This is a genomic window from Methyloversatilis sp. (assembly GCF_965284615.1).
In the GTDB taxonomy this organism is placed as follows: Bacteria; Pseudomonadota; Gammaproteobacteria; order Burkholderiales; family Rhodocyclaceae; genus Methyloversatilis.
The window spans coordinates 721,949-738,918 of the sequence record NZ_OZ260098.1; the positions used below are offsets into that span (position 1 = coordinate 721,949).

The 16,970-nt window shown below is 60.6% G+C and carries 20 protein-coding genes and 3 pseudogenes; all 23 read left to right on the plus strand.

The window, feature by feature from the left end:
* Positions 1 to 20 precede the first annotated feature (20 nt).
* The 23 genes and pseudogenes from rpoC to rplR all read left to right on the plus strand — a co-directional run bounded on the left by rpoC (position 21) and on the right by rplR (position 16,950).
* Positions 21 to 4,222, plus strand: a pseudogene (gene rpoC / locus ACQ66H_RS03520) (DNA-directed RNA polymerase subunit beta').
* A 190-nt stretch (positions 4,223 to 4,412) separates the two neighbouring features.
* Positions 4,413 to 4,790: a 30S ribosomal protein S12 gene (rpsL, locus tag ACQ66H_RS03525; RefSeq protein WP_008061703.1), complete on the plus strand. Its 378-nt coding sequence runs from the start codon at positions 4,413 to 4,415 to the stop codon at positions 4,788 to 4,790.
* 25 nt (positions 4,791 to 4,815) lie between these two features.
* Positions 4,816 to 5,286, plus strand: a complete 471-nt coding sequence (gene rpsG, locus ACQ66H_RS03530) for a 30S ribosomal protein S7 (RefSeq protein ID WP_019915266.1) — start codon at positions 4,816 to 4,818, stop codon at positions 5,284 to 5,286.
* A 65-nt stretch (positions 5,287 to 5,351) separates the two neighbouring features.
* The gene (fusA, locus tag ACQ66H_RS03535) at positions 5,352 to 7,445 is read left to right on the plus strand and encodes an elongation factor G (protein WP_430432837.1); all 2,094 of its coding nucleotides are present in this window, start codon (positions 5,352 to 5,354) and stop codon (positions 7,443 to 7,445) included.
* Positions 7,446 to 7,468: 23 nt separating this feature from the next.
* On the plus strand, positions 7,469 to 8,659 hold the full coding sequence (gene tuf / locus ACQ66H_RS03540; RefSeq protein ID WP_430432835.1) for an elongation factor Tu: 1,191 nt from the start codon (positions 7,469 to 7,471) through the stop codon (positions 8,657 to 8,659).
* 76 nt (positions 8,660 to 8,735) lie between these two features.
* Positions 8,736 to 9,046 (plus strand): annotated as a pseudogene (gene rpsJ, locus ACQ66H_RS03545) (30S ribosomal protein S10).
* 104 nt (positions 9,047 to 9,150) lie between these two features.
* On the plus strand, positions 9,151 to 9,792 hold the full coding sequence (gene rplC, locus ACQ66H_RS03550; RefSeq protein WP_024300633.1) for a 50S ribosomal protein L3: 642 nt from the start codon (positions 9,151 to 9,153) through the stop codon (positions 9,790 to 9,792).
* 10 nt (positions 9,793 to 9,802) lie between these two features.
* On the plus strand, positions 9,803 to 10,426 hold the full coding sequence (gene rplD / locus ACQ66H_RS03555) for a 50S ribosomal protein L4 (RefSeq protein ID WP_304030756.1): 624 nt from the start codon (positions 9,803 to 9,805) through the stop codon (positions 10,424 to 10,426).
* On the plus strand, positions 10,423 to 10,749 hold the full coding sequence (rplW, locus tag ACQ66H_RS03560; protein ID WP_020163428.1) for a 50S ribosomal protein L23: 327 nt from the start codon (positions 10,423 to 10,425) through the stop codon (positions 10,747 to 10,749). Before rplD ends, rplW begins: the two co-directional genes overlap by 4 nt.
* Positions 10,749 to 11,576, plus strand: coding sequence for a 50S ribosomal protein L2 (rplB, locus tag ACQ66H_RS03565; protein WP_304001127.1), 828 nt, complete (start codon positions 10,749 to 10,751; stop codon positions 11,574 to 11,576). The genes rplW and rplB overlap by 1 nt, the downstream gene beginning before the upstream one ends.
* 10 nt (positions 11,577 to 11,586) lie before the next feature.
* Positions 11,587 to 11,862: a 30S ribosomal protein S19 gene (gene rpsS, locus ACQ66H_RS03570; protein ID WP_008061716.1), complete on the plus strand. Its 276-nt coding sequence runs from the start codon at positions 11,587 to 11,589 to the stop codon at positions 11,860 to 11,862.
* A gap of 12 nt (positions 11,863 to 11,874) precedes the next feature.
* Positions 11,875 to 12,204 carry a 50S ribosomal protein L22 gene (gene rplV / locus ACQ66H_RS03575; RefSeq protein ID WP_020163430.1) on the plus strand — a complete coding sequence of 110 codons (330 nt, stop codon included), beginning with the start codon at positions 11,875 to 11,877 and terminating at the stop codon, positions 12,202 to 12,204.
* Between the two features lie 5 nt (positions 12,205 to 12,209).
* Positions 12,210 to 13,064: a 30S ribosomal protein S3 gene (rpsC, locus tag ACQ66H_RS03580; RefSeq protein ID WP_430432838.1), complete on the plus strand. Its 855-nt coding sequence runs from the start codon at positions 12,210 to 12,212 to the stop codon at positions 13,062 to 13,064.
* Positions 13,033 to 13,446, plus strand: coding sequence for a 50S ribosomal protein L16 (rplP, locus tag ACQ66H_RS03585; protein ID WP_008061728.1), 414 nt, complete (start codon positions 13,033 to 13,035; stop codon positions 13,444 to 13,446). The genes rpsC and rplP overlap by 32 nt, the downstream gene beginning before the upstream one ends.
* A 3-nt stretch (positions 13,447 to 13,449) precedes the next feature.
* Positions 13,450 to 13,644 carry a 50S ribosomal protein L29 gene (rpmC, locus tag ACQ66H_RS03590; RefSeq protein ID WP_019919624.1) on the plus strand — a complete coding sequence of 65 codons (195 nt, stop codon included), beginning with the start codon at positions 13,450 to 13,452 and terminating at the stop codon, positions 13,642 to 13,644.
* Positions 13,641 to 13,910, plus strand: coding sequence for a 30S ribosomal protein S17 (gene rpsQ, locus ACQ66H_RS03595; protein WP_018228087.1), 270 nt, complete (start codon positions 13,641 to 13,643; stop codon positions 13,908 to 13,910). Before rpmC ends, rpsQ begins: the two co-directional genes overlap by 4 nt.
* A gap of 155 nt (positions 13,911 to 14,065) precedes the next feature.
* Positions 14,066 to 14,434, plus strand: a complete 369-nt coding sequence (rplN, locus tag ACQ66H_RS03600; RefSeq protein WP_008061731.1) for a 50S ribosomal protein L14 — start codon at positions 14,066 to 14,068, stop codon at positions 14,432 to 14,434.
* 19 nt (positions 14,435 to 14,453) lie between these two features.
* Complete coding sequence (rplX, locus tag ACQ66H_RS03605; RefSeq protein ID WP_019919623.1) at positions 14,454 to 14,771, plus strand: 50S ribosomal protein L24; 318 nt, start codon at positions 14,454 to 14,456, stop codon at positions 14,769 to 14,771.
* A gap of 9 nt (positions 14,772 to 14,780) precedes the next feature.
* Entirely contained in the window at positions 14,781 to 15,320 is a 540-nt protein-coding gene (gene rplE / locus ACQ66H_RS03610; RefSeq protein ID WP_019919622.1) for a 50S ribosomal protein L5, read from the plus strand.
* A gap of 7 nt (positions 15,321 to 15,327) precedes the next feature.
* Positions 15,328 to 15,633, plus strand: a complete 306-nt coding sequence (gene rpsN, locus ACQ66H_RS03615; protein ID WP_019919621.1) for a 30S ribosomal protein S14 — start codon at positions 15,328 to 15,330, stop codon at positions 15,631 to 15,633.
* Positions 15,634 to 15,645: 12 nt separating this feature from the next.
* Positions 15,646 to 16,041, plus strand: a pseudogene (rpsH, locus tag ACQ66H_RS03620) (30S ribosomal protein S8).
* A gap of 10 nt (positions 16,042 to 16,051) precedes the next feature.
* Positions 16,052 to 16,585 (plus strand): 50S ribosomal protein L6, encoded by a 534-nt coding sequence (gene rplF / locus ACQ66H_RS03625; protein WP_430432839.1) that lies wholly within the window; start codon positions 16,052 to 16,054, stop codon positions 16,583 to 16,585.
* Positions 16,586 to 16,596: 11 nt separating this feature from the next.
* The gene (gene rplR, locus ACQ66H_RS03630) at positions 16,597 to 16,950 is read left to right on the plus strand and encodes a 50S ribosomal protein L18 (RefSeq protein WP_430432840.1); all 354 of its coding nucleotides are present in this window, start codon (positions 16,597 to 16,599) and stop codon (positions 16,948 to 16,950) included.
* Positions 16,951 to 16,970 lie beyond the last annotated feature (20 nt).

The window sequence follows — 16,970 nt, forward strand, 5'->3', positions numbered from 1 at the left end:
CTAGCCCCAAAGGAGTTGCCATGAAAGCATTGCTGGATCTTTTCAAGCAGGTCACGCAGGAAGAAGAGTTCGACGCGATCACCATCGGTCTCGCGTCGCCGGACAAGATCCGTTCCTGGTCCTACGGCGAAGTCAAGAAGCCGGAAACGATCAACTACCGCACCTTCAAGCCGGAGCGGGACGGTCTGTTCTGCGCCAAGATCTTCGGCCCGGTCAAGGACTACGAATGCCTGTGCGGCAAGTACAAGCGTCTGAAGCACCGCGGCGTCATCTGCGAAAAGTGCGGCGTTGAAGTCACGCTGTCCAAGGTGCGTCGCGAGCGCATGGGCCACATCGAGCTGGCCAGCCCGACCGCGCACATCTGGTTCCTGAAGTCACTGCCGTCGCGTCTGGGCATGGTGCTCGACATGACGCTGCGCGACATCGAGCGCGTGCTGTATTTCGAAGGCTATGTCGTTGTCGATCCGGGCATGACGCCGCTGAACCGCGGCCAGCTGCTGTCGGAAGACGATTACCTGGCCAAGGTCGAGGAGTACGGTGACGACTTCACCGCGTTCATGGGTGCGGAAGGCGTGCGCGGCATGCTGCGTTCGCTCGACCTGAACCGTGAAGTCGAGAAGCTTCGCGGCGAGCTGGAAGCCACCAGCTCCGAAGCGAAGATGAAGAAGATTTCCAAGCGTCTGAAGATCCTGGAAGGCTTCCAGCATTCGGGCATCAAGCCCGAGTGGATGATTCTGGAAGTGCTGCCGGTGCTGCCGCCGGACCTGCGTCCGCTGGTGCCGCTGGATGGCGGCCGCTTCGCGACCTCGGATCTGAACGACCTGTACCGCCGCGTCATCAACCGCAACAATCGTCTGAAGCGTCTGCTCGAGCTCAAGGCGCCTGAAATCATCGTGCGCAACGAAAAGCGCATGCTGCAGGAAGCGGTGGATTCGTTGCTCGACAACGGACGTCGCGGCAAGGCGATGACCGGTGCCAACAAGCGCCCGCTGAAGTCGCTGGCCGACATGATCAAGGGCAAGGGCGGCCGTTTCCGTCAGAACCTGCTGGGCAAGCGCGTTGACTACTCCGGCCGTTCGGTCATCGTGGTCGGTCCGCAGCTCAAGCTGCATCAGTGCGGCCTGCCGAAGAAGATGGCGCTTGAGCTGTTCAAGCCCTTCATCTTCAACAAGCTGGAACTGAACGGCATGGCGACCACCATCAAGGCCGCCAAGAAGCTGGTCGAGCAGGAAGTGCCGGAAGTGTGGGACATCCTGGAAGAGGTGATCCGCGAGCATCCGGTCATGCTGAACCGCGCGCCGACGCTGCACCGCCTGGGCATTCAGGCGTTCGAGCCGACGCTGATCGAAGGCAAGGCCATCCAGCTGCACCCGCTGGTCTGCGTGGCGTTCAACGCCGACTTCGACGGTGACCAGATGGCCGTCCACGTGCCGCTGTCGCTGGAAGCGCAGATGGAAGCGCGCACGCTGATGCTGGCATCGAACAACGTGCTGTCGCCTGCGAACGGCGAGCCGATCATCGTGCCGTCGCAGGACATCGTGCTCGGTCTGTACTACGCCACCCGCGCCAAGATCAACGGCAAGGGCGAAGGCATGATGTTCGCGAACGTGAACGAAATGCGCCGCGCCTACGAAAACGGCTTTGTCGAACTGCACTCGAAGGTGTCGGTGCGCATCCGCGAAGTCGAAGTTGTTGACGGTGAGAAGCGCGAGAAGATCACGCGCTACGACACCACGGTCGGCCGCGCCATGCTGGCAGAAATCCTTCCGCCGGGGCTGCCGTTCTCGGTACTCGACAAGCCGCTGAAGAAGAAGGAAATCTCGAAGCTGGTGAACCACAGCTTCCGTCGCTGCGGCCTGCGCGAAACCGTCATCTTTGCCGACAAGCTGATGCAGGCCGGTTTCGGTCTCGCGACCCGCGCCGGCATTTCGATCGCGGTGAAGGACATGCTGGTGCCGGACGCCAAGCACACCATCATCAGCGCCGCCGAAGCGGAGGTGAAGGAAATCGCCCAGCAGTACACCTCAGGTCTGGTGACCGACGGCGAGCGCTACAACAAGGTGGTGGACATCTGGGGTCGCGCGGGTGACCAGGTCGCGAAGGCGATGATGGACCAGCTCGGTCAGGAAGATACGGTCGATCGCAACGGCAACACGGTGAAGCAGGAGTCGTTCAACTCCATCTACATGATGGCCGACTCCGGCGCCCGTGGTTCCGCCGCCCAGATCCGTCAGCTGGCCGGCATGCGGGGCCTGATGGCGAAGCCGGACGGCTCCATCATCGAAACGCCGATCACGACCAACTTCCGTGAAGGTCTGAACGTTCTGCAGTACTTCATCTCGACGCACGGCGCCCGTAAGGGTCTGGCCGATACGGCATTGAAGACCGCGAACTCCGGTTACCTGACCCGTCGTCTGGTCAACGTGACGCAGGATCTGGTGGTCACCGAGGACGATTGCGGCACCGCCGAAGGCTTCGTCATGAAGGCGCTGGTCGAGGGCGGTGAAGTGATCGAGCCGCTGCGTGAGCGCGTGCTTGGCCGCGTCACGGCTGCTGACGTCGTCAATCCGGAGACGCAGGAAACGGTGATCTACGCCGGTGAACTGATCGACGAAGACCGTTGCGATCTGATGGATTCGCTCGGCGTCGATGAGGTGAAGGTGCGTACGCCGCTGACCTGCGAAACGCGCTACGGCCTGTGCGCCCAGTGCTACGGTCGCGACCTCGGTCGCGGCCAGATCGTGAATGCCGGTGAGGCCGTCGGCGTCATCGCCGCGCAGTCCATCGGTGAGCCGGGCACGCAGCTGACCATGCGTACCTTCCACGTCGGTGGTGCGGCGTCGCGAGCTGCCGCCGCCAGCGGTGTCGAAGCGAAGAGCGCGGGTGTCATCCGCTTCACGCAGAACATGCGCTATGTCACCAGTGCGAAGAACGAGAAGATCGTCATCGCGCGCAGTGCCGAAATCATCATCACCGATGACCACGGCCGTGAGCGCGAGCGCCACAAGGTGCCGTACGGCGCGACGCTGCAGGTCGATGAAGGTCAGACCATCAAGGCCGGTACCGGCCTGGCGACCTGGGATCCGCATACCCGCCCCATCATTACCGAGTACTCGGGCATCGTGCGCTTCGAACACGTCGAGGAAGGCGTGACCGTGGCGAAGCAGGTCGATGACGTGACCGGCCTTACGACGCTGGTGGTTATCGATCCGAAGCGTCGCAGCACCAGCACCAAGGGCCTGCGTCCGCAGGTGAAGCTGCTGACTGAGTCGGGCGACGAGGTGAAGATCGCTGGTACCGATACGGCCGTGTCGATCACCTTCCAGGTGGGTTGCATCATTACCGTGAAGGACGGTCAGGCGGTCAGCGTTGGTGACGTGCTGGCGCGCATCCCGCAGGAATCCGCGAAGACTCGCGACATTACCGGGGGTCTGCCGCGTGTGGCCGAGCTGTTCGAAGCCCGCTCGCCGAAGGACGCAGGCCTGCTGGCCGAAGTCACCGGCACGGTGTCGTTCGGCAAGGACACCAAGGGCAAGCAGCGTCTGGTGATCACCGAGCCGGATGGCACAGTGAACGAGTTCCTGATCCCGAAGGACAAGCACGTCACGGTGCACGACGGCCAGGTGGTGAACAAGGGCGAGGTGATCGTCAACGGCGCAGTCGAGCCGCACGATATCCTTCGTCTGAAGGGCGTCGAGGAACTGGCGCGCTACATCATCGACGAAGTGCAGGACGTGTACCGTCTGCAGGGCGTGAAGATCAACGACAAGCACATCGAGGTGATCGTCCGCCAGATGCTGCGTCGCGTGGTCATCGTCAACTCCGGCGATTCGAAGTTCATCCGCGAGGAACAGGTCGAACGTTCCGAGGTGCTCGACGAGAACGATCGTCTGGTCGCCGAAGGCAAGCGTCCGGCCGAATACCAGTACATGCTGCTGGGTATTACCAAGGCCTCGCTGTCACCGACTCGTTCATCTCCGCGGCGTCCTTCCAGGAAACGACGCGCGTGCTGACCGAGGCGGCCATCATGGGCAAGCGCGATGAACTGCGCGGCCTGAAGGAAAACGTCATTGTCGGTCGCCTGATCCCGGCCGGTACGGGTCTGGCATACCACCGCACCCGTCGTGCCCAGGCTGTCGGCGACGACGCCGCGGCAGCCGATCGCGTGCTGTTCGGTGACGACCCCGTGACGGCGGACGCCGATGCGGGTGAAGCGCAGTAATCGTCTTACGCAGTGAAGAGCACAACCCCGCGGTATTCGGAGAATGCCGCGGGGTTCACCGTGTTGTTTTTATGTGCCTATAATCCGGCCTCTTTGTGGGTCCGCCAACCGTAGCGGGCTCAAGGCGAACGAGTCGCGGAGGCGGGCCACTGGATAGGCGTCGCCTCCGGTCTTTTGGAATCTCGAAAAAATGCCAACCATCAATCAGCTTGTACGCAAGCCGCGCACGTCGCCGGTAAGCAAATCCAAGGTGCCGGCTCTCGAAGCCTGCCCGCAAAAGCGCGGCGTCTGCACCCGCGTGTACACCACGACCCCGAAGAAGCCGAACTCGGCGCTGCGTAAGGTTGCCAAGGTGCGTCTGACCAACGGCTTCGAGGTCATTTCCTACATCGGCGGTGAAGGTCACAACCTGCAGGAACACTCGGTTGTGCTGATTCGCGGCGGTCGTGTGAAGGATCTGCCGGGTGTGCGCTACCACATCGTCCGCGGCTCGCTCGATCTTCAGGGTGTGAAGGATCGTAAGCAGTCCCGTTCGAAGTACGGCGCCAAGCGTCCGAAGAAAGCGTAATCGCAAGAGATTGAGGGGTTAAAAAATGCCGCGTCGTCGCGAAGTACCCAAGCGGGACATTCTGCCGGATCCGAAATTCGGTAGTGTCGAGCTTTCCAAGTTTGTCAATGTGCTGATGTCTGCCGGCAAGAAGTCTGTTGCCGAGCGTATCGTCTATGGCGCCTTTGACCAGATCAAGACCAAGAGTGGCAAGGATCCGCTCGAGGTGTTTTCCCAGGCGATCAACAACGTCAAGCCGGTGGTTGAGGTGAAGAGCCGCCGTGTTGGTGGTGCCAACTACCAGGTCCCGGTTGAGGTGCGTCCGTCGCGTCGCATGGCGCTGTCGATGCGCTGGCTGCGTGAGGCTGCGCGCAAGCGCTCCGAGAAGTCGATGGGGCTGCGTCTGGCTGCCGAGCTGCTGGAAGCGGCGGAGGGTCGTGGCGCTGCAATGAAGAAGCGAGACGAAGTTCACCGGATGGCGGATGCCAACAAGGCGTTCTCGCACTTCCGCTTCTGATTCCAAATTTCGCTTAACTGACTGGCCGCCACTTGTGGCGGCCTCTTGTTTCAAAGGACTGTATCGTGGCACGCAAGACACCGATCGAGCGCTACCGGAACATCGGCATTTCCGCTCACATCGACGCCGGCAAGACGACGACGACCGAGCGGATTCTTTACTACACCGGCGTTAACCATAAGCTGGGTGAGGTGCATGATGGCGCCGCCACGACGGACTGGATGGAACAGGAGCAGGAGCGTGGCATCACGATCACCTCCGCTGCCGTGACCACCTTCTGGAAGGGCATGGGCGGCAACTATCCCGAGCATCGCATCAACATCATCGACACCCCGGGTCACGTTGACTTCACGATCGAAGTTGAGCGCTCGATGCGTGTGCTCGACGGTGCGTGCATGGTCTATTGCGCGGTGGGTGGCGTTCAGCCGCAGTCGGAAACCGTGTGGCGTCAGGCCAACAAGTACGGTGTACCGCGTCTCGCCTTCGTGAACAAGATGGACCGTACCGGTGCCAACTTCTTCAAGGTGTACGAACAGCTGAAGACTCGTCTGAGCGCGAATCCGGTTCCGGTGGTTGTGCCCATCGGTGCGGAAGAGAACTTCAAGGGCGTCGTCGATCTCATCAAGATGAAGGCCATTCTGTGGGATGAGGCTTCGCAGGGTATCAAGTTCTCGTACGAGGACATTCCTGCCGAACTGCAATCCACTTGTGAAGAGTGGCGTGAGAAGATGGTCGAGGCGGCAGCCGAGTCCAGCGAAGAGATGATGAACAAGTACCTCGAGAGCGGTGAGCTCTCCGAGGCTGACATCATCCTGGGTCTGCGCACCCGTACCATCGCCGGCGAGATCCAGCCGATGCTGTGCGGTACCGCATTCAAGAACAAGGGTGTGCAGCGCATGCTGGATGCCGTCGTCAACTTCCTGCCGTCCCCGGTTGATATTCCGCCGGTCAAGGGCATCGGTGAAAACGACGAGCAGGTCGAGCGTGCAGCGGCTGACGACGAGAAGTTCTCGGCACTCGCGTTCAAACTGATGTCGGACAAGTACGTCGGTCAGCTCACCTTCATTCGCGTCTATTCGGGCGTTCTGAAGTCCGGTGATACGGTGTACAACCCGGTCAAGGGCAAGAAGGAGCGTATCGGCCGTCTGGTACAGATGCATGCCAACGATCGCCAGGAAATCGAAGAGGTTCGTGCAGGCGACATCGCTGCTGCGATCGGCCTTCAGTCGGTGACTACCGGTGAAACGCTGTGCGATCCCGATGCCGAAGTCACGCTCGAGCGCATGGAATTCCCTGAGCCGGTGATTCACGTTGCCGTCGAGCCGAAGACCAAGGGTGATCAGGAAAAGATGGGCCTGGCGCTGGGCCGTCTGGCGCAGGAAGATCCGTCCTTCCGCGTGCGTACCGACGAAGAGTCCGGTCAGACCGTCATTTCGGGTATGGGTGAACTGCACCTCGAAATCATCGTTGATCGCATGAAGCGTGAGTTCGGTGTCGAGGCAAACGTCGGTGCGCCGCAGGTTGCCTATCGCGAGGCGGTGCGCAAATCGGTTGAGCAGGAAGGCAAGTTCGTCAAGCAGTCGGGCGGCCGCGGACAGTACGGCCACGTGTGGATCAAGCTTGAGCCGAACGAGCCGGGCAAGGGCTATCAGTTTGTGGATGCGATCAAGGGCGGTACCGTGCCGCGCGAATTCATCCCCGCGGTCGATCGCGGTCTGCAGGAGACTCTGCCGAACGGCGTTCTGGCAGGCTTCCCGGTGGTGGATGTGAAGGTCACGCTGTTTGATGGCTCATACCACGACGTGGACTCGAACGAAAACGCGTTCAAGATGGCTGCTTCGATGGCCTTCAAGGATGCGATGCGCAAGGCCAGCCCGGTTCTGCTCGAGCCGATGATGGCCGTCGAGGTGGAGACACCTGAAGACTACATGGGCAACGTCATGGGTGACCTGTCCGGTCGTCGCGGCATCGTCCAGGGTATGGAAGACCTGCCGGGCGGTATCAAGGCGATCAAGGCTGAGGTGCCGCTCGCATCGATGTTCGGTTACTCGACCACGCTGCGCTCGCTGAGCCAAGGTCGTGCAACCTACTCGATGGAATTCAAGCATTACGCGGAAGCGCCCAAGAACGTCGCTGACGCCATCATCAACAAGAAGTGAGTTTTGGGATTTAGGGGTTAGAAATGGCAAAGGGAAAGTTTGAGCGCACCAAGCCGCACGTGAACGTGGGCACGATTGGTCACGTTGACCATGGCAAGACGACGCTGACGGCGGCGATCACGACGATTCTGTCGTCGAAGTTCGGTGGTGAAGCGAAGGCATACGATCAGATTGACGCGGCGCCGGAAGAGAAGGCGCGCGGCATCACGATCAACACGGCGCACGTTGAGTACGAAACGGCGACCCGTCACTACGCGCACGTTGATTGCCCGGGTCACGCTGACTACGTGAAGAACATGATTACCGGTGCTGCGCAGATGGACGGCGCCATTCTGGTGTGTTCGGCCGCTGACGGCCCGATGCCGCAGACGCGCGAGCACATCCTGCTGGCCCGCCAGGTTGGTGTGCCGTACATCGTCGTGTTCCTGAACAAGTGCGACATGGTCAACGACGCCGAGCTGCTCGAGCTGGTCGAAATGGAAGTGCGCGAGCTGCTGTCGAAGTACGACTTCCCGGGCGACGACGTGCCCATCGTCAAGGGTTCGGCCCTGAAGGCGCTGGAAGGCGACAAGACCGACCTGGGCGAAGGTGCCATCATGGCGCTGGCTGCTGCGCTGGACAGCTACATCCCGACGCCGGAGCGCGCGGTGGATGGCGCCTTCCTGATGCCGATCGAAGACGTGTTCTCGATCTCGGGTCGCGGCACTGTGGTGACCGGTCGTATCGAGCGCGGTATCGTGAAGGTCGGTGAGGAAATCGAAATCGTCGGTATCAAGCCGACGGTGAAGACCACCTGCACCGGCGTTGAAATGTTCCGCAAGCTGCTGGATCAGGGTCAGGCGGGCGACAACGTTGGCGTGCTGCTGCGCGGCACCAAGCGTGAAGACGTGGAGCGTGGTCAGGTTCTGGCGAAGCCGGGCTCGATCAAGCCGCACACGCATTTCACGGCCGAGATCTACGTGCTGTCGAAGGAAGAAGGCGGTCGTCATACGCCGTTCTTTAACGGCTACCGTCCGCAGTTCTACTTCCGCACGACGGACGTGACCGGCTCGATCGAGCTGCCGGCCGGCACCGAAATGGTGATGCCGGGCGACAACGTTTCGATCACGGTGAAGCTGATCGCCCCGATCGCGATGGAAGAAGGTCTGCGCTTCGCGATCCGCGAAGGCGGCCGTACTGTCGGCGCCGGCGTGGTTGCAAAGATCGTCGAATAATTAGTACAATCGTCAGCTTTTGCGCCGGGTGGCTTCTGCTACCCGGCTTTGCTCTTTCGCTCTTTGGGAAAATCCAATGCAAAGCCAGAAGATCCGTATTCGCCTCAAGGCATTCGACTATCGCCTGATCGATCAGTCGGCTCTTGAGATCGTGGATACCGCAAAGCGCACCGGTGCCGTCGTTCGTGACCCGTGCCGCTGCCGACCCGCATCGAGCGTTTCAACGTGCTGCGTTCGCCGCACGTGAACAAGAGTTCGCGCGATCAGTTTGAAATCCGTACCCATGTTCGCCTGATGGACATCATCGATCCGACCGACAAGACCGTCAACGCATTGATGAAGCTCGATCTGCCGGCGGGTGTGGATGTCGAGATCAAGCTTCAGTAAGTGCAGTCTTTTCCGGCGTTCTTTTTGCCGGTAAGCGTCATCGGATGTTCCGGTGGCAGTTGAAACGGATCCCGGTCAATCGCAACCGGGATGAGGAGAAAAACATGACTCTAGGCCTTGTGGGTCGCAAGGTCGGCATGACGCGTATTTTCACCGATGACGGGCAAACCGTTCCGGTGACGGTCGTGGATGTGTCGAACAATCGCGTTACCCAGATCAAGACAGCAGAAACCGACGGTTACACGTCGGTGCAGGTCGCTTTCGGCAAGCGTCGCGCTACTCGCGTGAACAAAGCCGCCGCAGGTCATTTCGCCAAGGCAGGTGTCGAGGCCGGTGAGGTGCTGCGTGAATTCCGTGTGGACGCTGGCAAGCTCGCCGAATTCAAGGCAGGTGATGTGATCAGCCCAGCCTCGGTGTTTTCGGTAGGCCAGAAGGTCGATGTGACGGGTACGTCCATCGGTAAGGGCTTTGCCGGTGCCATCAAGCGCCACAACTTCTCGTCCAACCGTGCGTCGCACGGTAACTCGATCTCGCACAACTCGCCGGGTTCTATCGGTATGGCGCAGGACCCGGGTCGCGTTTTCCCGGGCAAGCGCATGGCCGGTCACCTCGGTGACGTCAAGTGCACCCAACAGGGGCTGGAGGTCGTGCGTATCGACGAGGCCCGTCAGCTGCTGCTCATCAAGGGCGCAATTCCGGGTTCCAAGGGCGGCGACGTTGTCGTGCTGCCGGCGGTCAAGGGCTGAGGAGAGCGCGATGGCTGAATTGAAGGTATTGAACGACGCCGGTCAACAGGCGGCGACGGTGCAGGCGCCGGACGCTCTGTTTGCCCGCGAATACAACGAAGCGCTGGTTCATCAGGTGGTCGTGGCCTATCAGGCCAACGCTCGCCAGGGTACCCGTGCTCAGAAGGACCGTACGCTGGTCAAGCACACCACGCGCAAGCCGTGGCGTCAGAAGGGCACTGGTCGCGCACGCGCCGGTATGTCGTCTAGCCCGCTGTGGCGTGGTGGCGGCCGCATCTTCCCGAACTCGCCCGACGAGAACTTCTCGCAGAAGGTCAATCGCAAGATGTATCGCGCCGGCATCGCCGCGATCCTCTCGCAGCTGGCTCGCGAAGACCGTATCGCTGTGGTCGATAGTTTCAATGTCGAGGCTCCGAAGACCAAGCTGCTGTCGAGCAAGCTCAAGGGCATGGGTCTGGATTCGGTGCTCGTGATCACCGACGAACTCGATGAGAACCTGTTCCTGTCTTCGCGCAACCTGCACAACGTGCTGGTCCTGGAAGCGCACGAGACGGATCCGGTTTCGCTCATCCGCTTCGGCAAGGTGCTGGTCACGCGCAGCGCGATGAGCAAATTCGAGGAGATGTGGGCATGAGCAACTTTTCGCAGGAAAGGCTGATGCAGGTTCTGCTCGCGCCGCAGATTTCCGAGAAGGCGACCTTTATTGCCGACCGTAACAACCAGGTCGTGTTCAAGGTTGCGCCGGATGCTACCAAGCCGGAGATCAAGGCTGCGGTCGAACTGCTGTTCAGCAAGGGCGACAACAAGATCGAAGTCCTGTCGGTTCAGGTCCTGAACGTGAAGGGCAAGATCAAGCGTTTTGGCCGCACGTTCGGCCGTCGCAGCGACTGGAAGAAGGCCTTTGTGCGCATCAAGCCGGGTCAGGACATCGAGTTCGCTGAAGGAGGGGCTGTCTAATGGCACTCGTCAAAGTCAAGCCGACTTCGGCCGGCCGCCGTGCCGTCGTCAAGGTCGTCAATCCGACCCTGTACAAGGGCCGCCCGGTTGATTCGCTCACCGAGAGTCAGAACAAGACCTCGGGTCGCAACAATCACGGCCGGATCACGACTCGTCACAAGGGTGGTGGTCACCGTCAGCAATATCGCGTGATCGATTTCCGTCGTAACAAGGACGGCATCGTCGCCACGGTCGAGCGCATCGAGTACGACCCGAACCGTTCGGCGCATATCGCGCTGCTGTGCTACGCCGATGGCGAGCGCCGCTACATCATTGCTCCGAAGGGCATGGTGGTCGGTCAGCAGGTGGTCAGTGGTTCGGAAGCGCCGATCAAGTCGGGCAATGCTCTGCCGCTGCGCAACATTCCGGTCGGTTCGACGGTGCATTGCATCGAAATGACGCCGGGCAAGGGCGCGCAGCTGGCGCGCGCTGCGGGCACCTCGGTTCAGTTGCTCGCGCGCGAAGGCACCTACGCCCAACTGCGTCTGCGTTCCGGTGAAATCCGTCGTGTGCACGTCGAGTGCCGCGCGACCATCGGCGAAGTGGGCAACGAAGAAAACAACCTGCGCAAGCTTGGCAAGGCCGGCGCAACCCGTTGGCGCGGTGTGCGCCCGACGGTTCGCGGTACCGTGATGAACCCGATCGATCACCCGCATGGTGGTGGTGAGGGCCGTACCGGTGAAGGCCGCGTTCCCGTCAGCCCGTGGGGTCAGCCGACCAAGGGCTACCGCACCCGCAGCAACAAGCGCACGAGCAACATGATCGTGCAGCGCCGCTACAAGCGATAAGAGGTAGGCAATGGCACGTTCAATCAAGAAAGGCCCGTTCGTTGACGCCCACCTGCTGGCCAAGGTGGATACGGCTCGCGCGTCGAATGACAAGCGTCCGATCAAGACCTGGTCGCGTCGTTCGACCGTTCTGCCGGACTTCATCGGTCTCACCATCGCCGTGCATAACGGCCGCCAGCACATTCCGGTCTATGTTTCGGAAAACATGGTCGGCCACAAGCTGGGCGAGTTTGCGCTGACCCGTACGTTCAAGGGTCACACCGCAGGCAAGAAAGCGAAGAAGTAAGGAGCGATGACAATGGAAACCCGTGCAAATCTTCGCGGTGTGCGCCTGTCGGCGCAAAAGGGTCGGCTGGTCGCCGATCTGATCCGCGGCAAGTCGGTCAGTCAGGCTCTGAATATTCTGGCTTTCAGCCCCAAGAAGGGCGCAAAGATCATCAAGAAGGTCGTCGAGTCCGCAATCGCCAATGCCGAGCATAACGATGGCGCCGATATCGACAGCCTCAAGGTGAAGACCATTTACGTGGAAAAGGGTGTTGTGCTCAAGCGCTTCACCGCCCGGGCCAAGGGACGCGGTAATCGCATCGTGAAGCCGACCTGCCACGTGTTCGTCACGGTTGGAGACTGAAGGTTATGGGACAGAAGATTCATCCGACCGGCTTCCGTCTGGCGGTCACGCATAACTGGGCTTCGCGCTGGTTCGCGTCCAGCAAGGACTTCCCGCGCATGCTCAATCAGGATCTGCAGGTTCGCGCGTTCCTGAAGAAGAAGCTGGCGCACGCGTCCGTCGGTCGCGTGGTCATCGAGCGCCCGGCCAAGAATGCCCGCATCACCGTGTATTCGGCCCGTCCGGGCGTGGTGATCGGCAAGAAGGGCGAAGAGATCGAGCTGATCAAAGCGCAACTGGCCAAGATGATGGGCGTGCCTGTGCACGTCAACATCGAGGAGATCCGCAAGCCGGAGATCGACGCGCAGCTGATCGCCGATTCGATCGCCCAGCAACTCGAAAAGCGCATCATGTTCCGCCGCGCGATGAAGCGCGCCATGCAGAACGCCATGCGCCTCGGTGCTCAGGGCATCAAGATCATGTCGTCGGGCCGCTTGAACGGTATCGAGATTGCTCGCCGTGAGTGGTATCGCGAAGGTCGCGTACCGCTGCACACGCTGCGTGCAGACATCGATTACGGAACGTCTGAAGCGAAGACGACCTACGGTGTGATCGGTATCAAGGTGTGGGTGTTCAAGGGCGAAATGCTTGCCCGCGGCGAAGTGCCTGCTGTTACCGAAGAAAACGATAACGCACGTCGTCCGCGTCGTGACGGTCGTCGCCCCGAAGGCGACAACCGCCCGGCCGGCCGCCGTCCCGCTCGTGATGCGAAGCCCGAAGGCGGCGCACCGGCAGGGGATGCCGACGTGAAGTCCACTCAGCAACGAGTCAGAAAGTCAGGAGCTAGCAATGCTGCAGCCGGCGAGAAGAAAGTACCGTAAGGAGCAGAAGGGCCGCAACACGGGCCTCGCCACCCGCGGCACCAAGGTTTCCTTTGGCGAGTACGGTCTCAAGGCCACGTCGCGCGGTCGTCTGACGGCTCGTCAGATTGAATCCGCACGTCGTGCGATGACGCGTCACATCAAGCGCGGTGGTCGTATCTGGATTCGCATTTTCCCCGACAAGCCGATCTCGAAGAAGCCGGCGGAAGTGCGTATGGGTAACGGCAAGGGCAATCCGGAGTACTGGGTTGCGGAAATTCAGCCGGGCAAGGTGCTGTACGAGATGGACGGCGTTGACGAGGCGCTGGCGCGCGAGGCGTTCCGCCTGGCGGCTGCCAAGCTCCCGCTCGAAACCACCTTTGTCGTGCGACAGCTGGGGTAAGCGATGAAAGCCAAGGATCTGCGGACGAAAGATGCCGCTGAATTGAACAAGGAGTTGATGGATCTCCTGAAGGCGCAGTTTTCTATGCGCATGCAGAAGGCCACTCAACAGCTGACCAACACCAGCGAACTGAAGAACGTGCGCCGCGATATCGCGCGCGTTCGTACCCTGCTGCAACAGAAAGCGAGTACGAAATGAGCGAGACCAATCAAAAGGTTCATCGCACGCTGGTCGGCCGAGTGGTCAGCGACAAGATGGACAAGACCGTGACCGTTCTGGTGGAGCGTCGTGTGAAGCACCCGCTCTACGGCAAGGTGATCATGCGGTCGAAGAAGTATCACGCGCACGTCGAAGGCCTCGAAGCGCACGAAGGCGATCTTGTTCAGATCGAAGAGTGTCGCCCGATCAGCCGTACGAAGGCGTGGAAGGTTACGCAGGTTGTAGAACAGGCTCGCGTGATCTGAAGACGTATTTCAGGGAGGGGCTTGTGTAGTTCCTCCCTGCGTGCTATTGTGGCGCGCTTTGCTTCGCCGAGCCTCAAAGTTTTGTTGGGCTCGTCCTACACCCTGACGGGTCCAAGACTGACCGCTCTCAGAGCGGGACAAGTTGGAGATAACAAATGATCCAGATGCAATCCATGCTGAACGTGGCCGACAACACCGGCGCGCGCTCGGTCATGTGTATCAAGGTGCTGGGTGGTTCCAAGCGCCGTTACGCCGGTATTGGCGATGTGATCAAGGTCAGCATCAAGGATGCTGCGCCCCGTGGTCGCGTCAAGAAGGGCGAGGTCTATAACGCGGTGGTTGTTCGCACTGCGAAGGGTGTGCGTCGTCCGGACGGTTCGCTCGTGAAGTTCGACGGCAATGCCGCAGTGCTTCTGAACAACAAGCTCGAGCCGATCGGTACCCGCATTTTCGGGCCGGTCACGCGTGAGCTGCGCGGCGAGCGTTTCATGAAGATCGTTTCGCTGGCGCCGGAAGTTCTCTGAGGCCAGGCTGGAGAGTCAGATGGAAAAGATTCGCAAGGGCGATGAAGTGGTGGTGCTGACGGGCAAGGATCGCGGTCGCCGCGGTACCGTGCTGCGTCGCGTTGATGAGCGCTCGGTTCTGGTTGAGGGCGTAAACCGCGTGAAGAAGCATCAGCGGCCGAACCCGATGAAGGGTCAGCAGGGCGGCATCGTCGAGAAGGAAATGCCGATCGACATTTCGAATGTTGCGCTGTTCAACCCGGCCACCAGCAAGGGTGATCGTGTGGGCATCAAGACGCTTGAAGACGGTACGAAGGTCCGTTTCTTCAAGTCGAATGGCGAGTTGGTCAAGGCTTAAGGAACGACAATGGCGCGCTTGCAAGATTTTTACAAAGCAACCGTTGTGGGCGATTTGACGGCTCGCTTCGGTTACAAGTCGGTGATGGAAGTTCCGCGCATCACCAAAATCACGCTGAACATGGGTGTCGGCGAAGCGGTGGGTGACAAGAAGGTTCTTGAGCACGCCGTGGGCGACATGGTCAAGATCGCTGGTCAGAAGCCGGTCGTCACCAAGGCCCGTAAGGCCATCGCGGGTTTCAAGATCCGTGAAGGTTATCCGATCGGCTGCATGGTGACGCTGCGCGGTCCCCGCATGTTCGAGTTCCTGGATCGTCTGATCACCGTGGCGATGCCGCGCGTGCGTGACTTCCGTGGTGTGTCTGGCAAGGGTTTCGACGGCCGTGGCAACTACAACATCGGCATCAAGGAACAGATCATTTTCCCGGAAATCGAGTACGACAAGGTCGATAAGGTCCGTGGAATGAACATCAGCATCACGACGACCGCCAAGACCGACGAGGAAGCCAAGGCTCTGCTCGCCGCGTTCAAGTTCCCGTTCAAGAATTGAGGTTGCCATGGCCAAGTTGGCATTGAAAAACCGTGAAGAGAAGCGTGAGAAGCTGGTTGCGAAGTTCGCCGCCAAGCGCGCTGCGCTCGAGGCTGTCATCGCTGACATGTCCGCGTCCGACGAAGATCGTGCTTCCGCTCGCCTGAAGCTGCAAGCGCTGCCGCGCAATTCCAGCCCGACGCGTCTTCGCAATCGTTGCGAGCAGACCGGGCGTCCGCGCGGTGTGTTCCGCAAATTCGGTCTTTGCCGCAACAAGTTGCGTGAAGCGGCCTTCCGCGGCGAAGTGCCCGGCATGGTCAAGGCTAGTTGGTAACAGGGGTACAAGATGAGCATGAGTGATCCGATTGCGGACATGCTGACCCGCATCCGCAATGCACAAATGGCACAGAAGGGCTCTGTTGTCATGCCGTCCTCGAAACTCAAGGTGGCGATCGCCGGGGTGCTGCAGTCCGAAGGTTATATCGACGGTTTCAGCGTGCGCACCGACGGTGGCAAGGCTGAGCTGGAACTGGTCCTGAAGTATTACTCGGGCCGCCCCGTCATCGAGCGCATCGAGCGCGTCAGTTGACCTGGTCTTCGCGTTTACCGCGGCATGGACGATCTGCCTCGCGTGATGAACGGTCTGGGTGTGGCCATCGTTTCGACGCCCCGTGGCGTTATGACCGATCGCAAGGCCCGCGCCGAGAAGGTCGGCGGCGAAGTGCTGTGCATCGTGGCTTGAGGACGAAGACATGTCACGTATTGCAAAGAATCCAGTTGTTGTGCCGAAGGGTGTTGACGTTGCTCTGAGCAACGGCGAGCTTTCGGTCAAGGGTCCGCTCGGCCAGATCCGCCGCGTGATCAACCCGGCTGTTTCGGTCACGGTCGATGGCGGCGAGATCCGCTTCGGTCAGATCGAAGGCGCCGAGAACACCAAGGCGCTCTCCGGGACCATGCGCGCGCTGGTCGCGAACATGGTTCAGGGTGTCACGCAGGGTTTCGAACGCAAGCTGCTGCTGGTCGGTGTGGGCTACAAGGCGCAGGCGCAAGGCGACAAGCTGAACCTGTCGCTTGGTTTCTCGCACCCGGTCGTTCATCAGATGCCCGACGGCATCAAGGTGGAAACACCGGCGCCGACGGAAATCCGCATCAAGGGTGTCAACAAGCAACTCGTTGGTCAGGTCGCCGCTGAAGTCCGCGCGTATCGCCAGCCCGAGCCGTACAAGGGCAAGGGCGTTCGCTACGCGGACGAAGTGGTGGTGATCAAAGAGACCAAGAAGAAGTAAGGGTGACGAACATGGACAAGAACATTTCCCGTCTGCGCCGCTCCCGCCAGACCCGTGCGCGCATCGCCCAACTGAAGGCCGTTCGTCTGTCGGTTCACCGCAGCAACAGCCACATCTACGCGCAGGTCTATTCCGGTTGCGGCACCCGCGTGCTCGCAGCGGCGTTGACTATCGAAGAGTCGGTGCGCAAGGAAGTGAGCAACGGCGGCAACGTCAAGGCGGCCACGCTGGTCGGCAAGCTGATTGCCGAGCGCGCTCGCGCGCAAGGTATCGAGCAGGTGGCATTCGATCGTGGTGGTTTCAAGTACCACGGCCGTATCAAGGCGCTCGCTGAGGCCGCCCGCGAAGGCGGTCTCAAGTTCTAACTGATCAGGCGACTCAAGCG

Coding starts and splice junctions, on each gene's coding strand:
- rpsL (WP_008061703.1), top strand. CDS start 4,413: ATGCCAACCATCAATCAGCTTGTACGCAAGCCGCGCACGTCGCCGGTA.
- rpsG (WP_019915266.1), top strand. CDS start 4,816: ATGCCGCGTCGTCGCGAAGTACCCAAGCGGGACATTCTGCCGGATCCG.
- tuf (WP_430432835.1), top strand. CDS start 7,469: ATGGCAAAGGGAAAGTTTGAGCGCACCAAGCCGCACGTGAACGTGGGC.
- rplC (WP_024300633.1), top strand. CDS start 9,151: ATGACTCTAGGCCTTGTGGGTCGCAAGGTCGGCATGACGCGTATTTTC.
- rplD (WP_304030756.1), top strand. CDS start 9,803: ATGGCTGAATTGAAGGTATTGAACGACGCCGGTCAACAGGCGGCGACG.
- rplW (WP_020163428.1), top strand. CDS start 10,423: ATGAGCAACTTTTCGCAGGAAAGGCTGATGCAGGTTCTGCTCGCGCCG.
- rplB (WP_304001127.1), top strand. CDS start 10,749: ATGGCACTCGTCAAAGTCAAGCCGACTTCGGCCGGCCGCCGTGCCGTC.
- rpsS (WP_008061716.1), top strand. CDS start 11,587: ATGGCACGTTCAATCAAGAAAGGCCCGTTCGTTGACGCCCACCTGCTG.
- rplV (WP_020163430.1), top strand. CDS start 11,875: ATGGAAACCCGTGCAAATCTTCGCGGTGTGCGCCTGTCGGCGCAAAAG.
- rpsC (WP_430432838.1), top strand. CDS start 12,210: ATGGGACAGAAGATTCATCCGACCGGCTTCCGTCTGGCGGTCACGCAT.
- rplP (WP_008061728.1), top strand. CDS start 13,033: ATGCTGCAGCCGGCGAGAAGAAAGTACCGTAAGGAGCAGAAGGGCCGC.
- rpmC (WP_019919624.1), top strand. CDS start 13,450: ATGAAAGCCAAGGATCTGCGGACGAAAGATGCCGCTGAATTGAACAAG.
- rpsQ (WP_018228087.1), top strand. CDS start 13,641: ATGAGCGAGACCAATCAAAAGGTTCATCGCACGCTGGTCGGCCGAGTG.
- rplN (WP_008061731.1), top strand. CDS start 14,066: ATGATCCAGATGCAATCCATGCTGAACGTGGCCGACAACACCGGCGCG.
- rplX (WP_019919623.1), top strand. CDS start 14,454: ATGGAAAAGATTCGCAAGGGCGATGAAGTGGTGGTGCTGACGGGCAAG.
- rplE (WP_019919622.1), top strand. CDS start 14,781: ATGGCGCGCTTGCAAGATTTTTACAAAGCAACCGTTGTGGGCGATTTG.
- rpsN (WP_019919621.1), top strand. CDS start 15,328: ATGGCCAAGTTGGCATTGAAAAACCGTGAAGAGAAGCGTGAGAAGCTG.
- rplF (WP_430432839.1), top strand. CDS start 16,052: ATGTCACGTATTGCAAAGAATCCAGTTGTTGTGCCGAAGGGTGTTGAC.
- rplR (WP_430432840.1), top strand. CDS start 16,597: ATGGACAAGAACATTTCCCGTCTGCGCCGCTCCCGCCAGACCCGTGCG.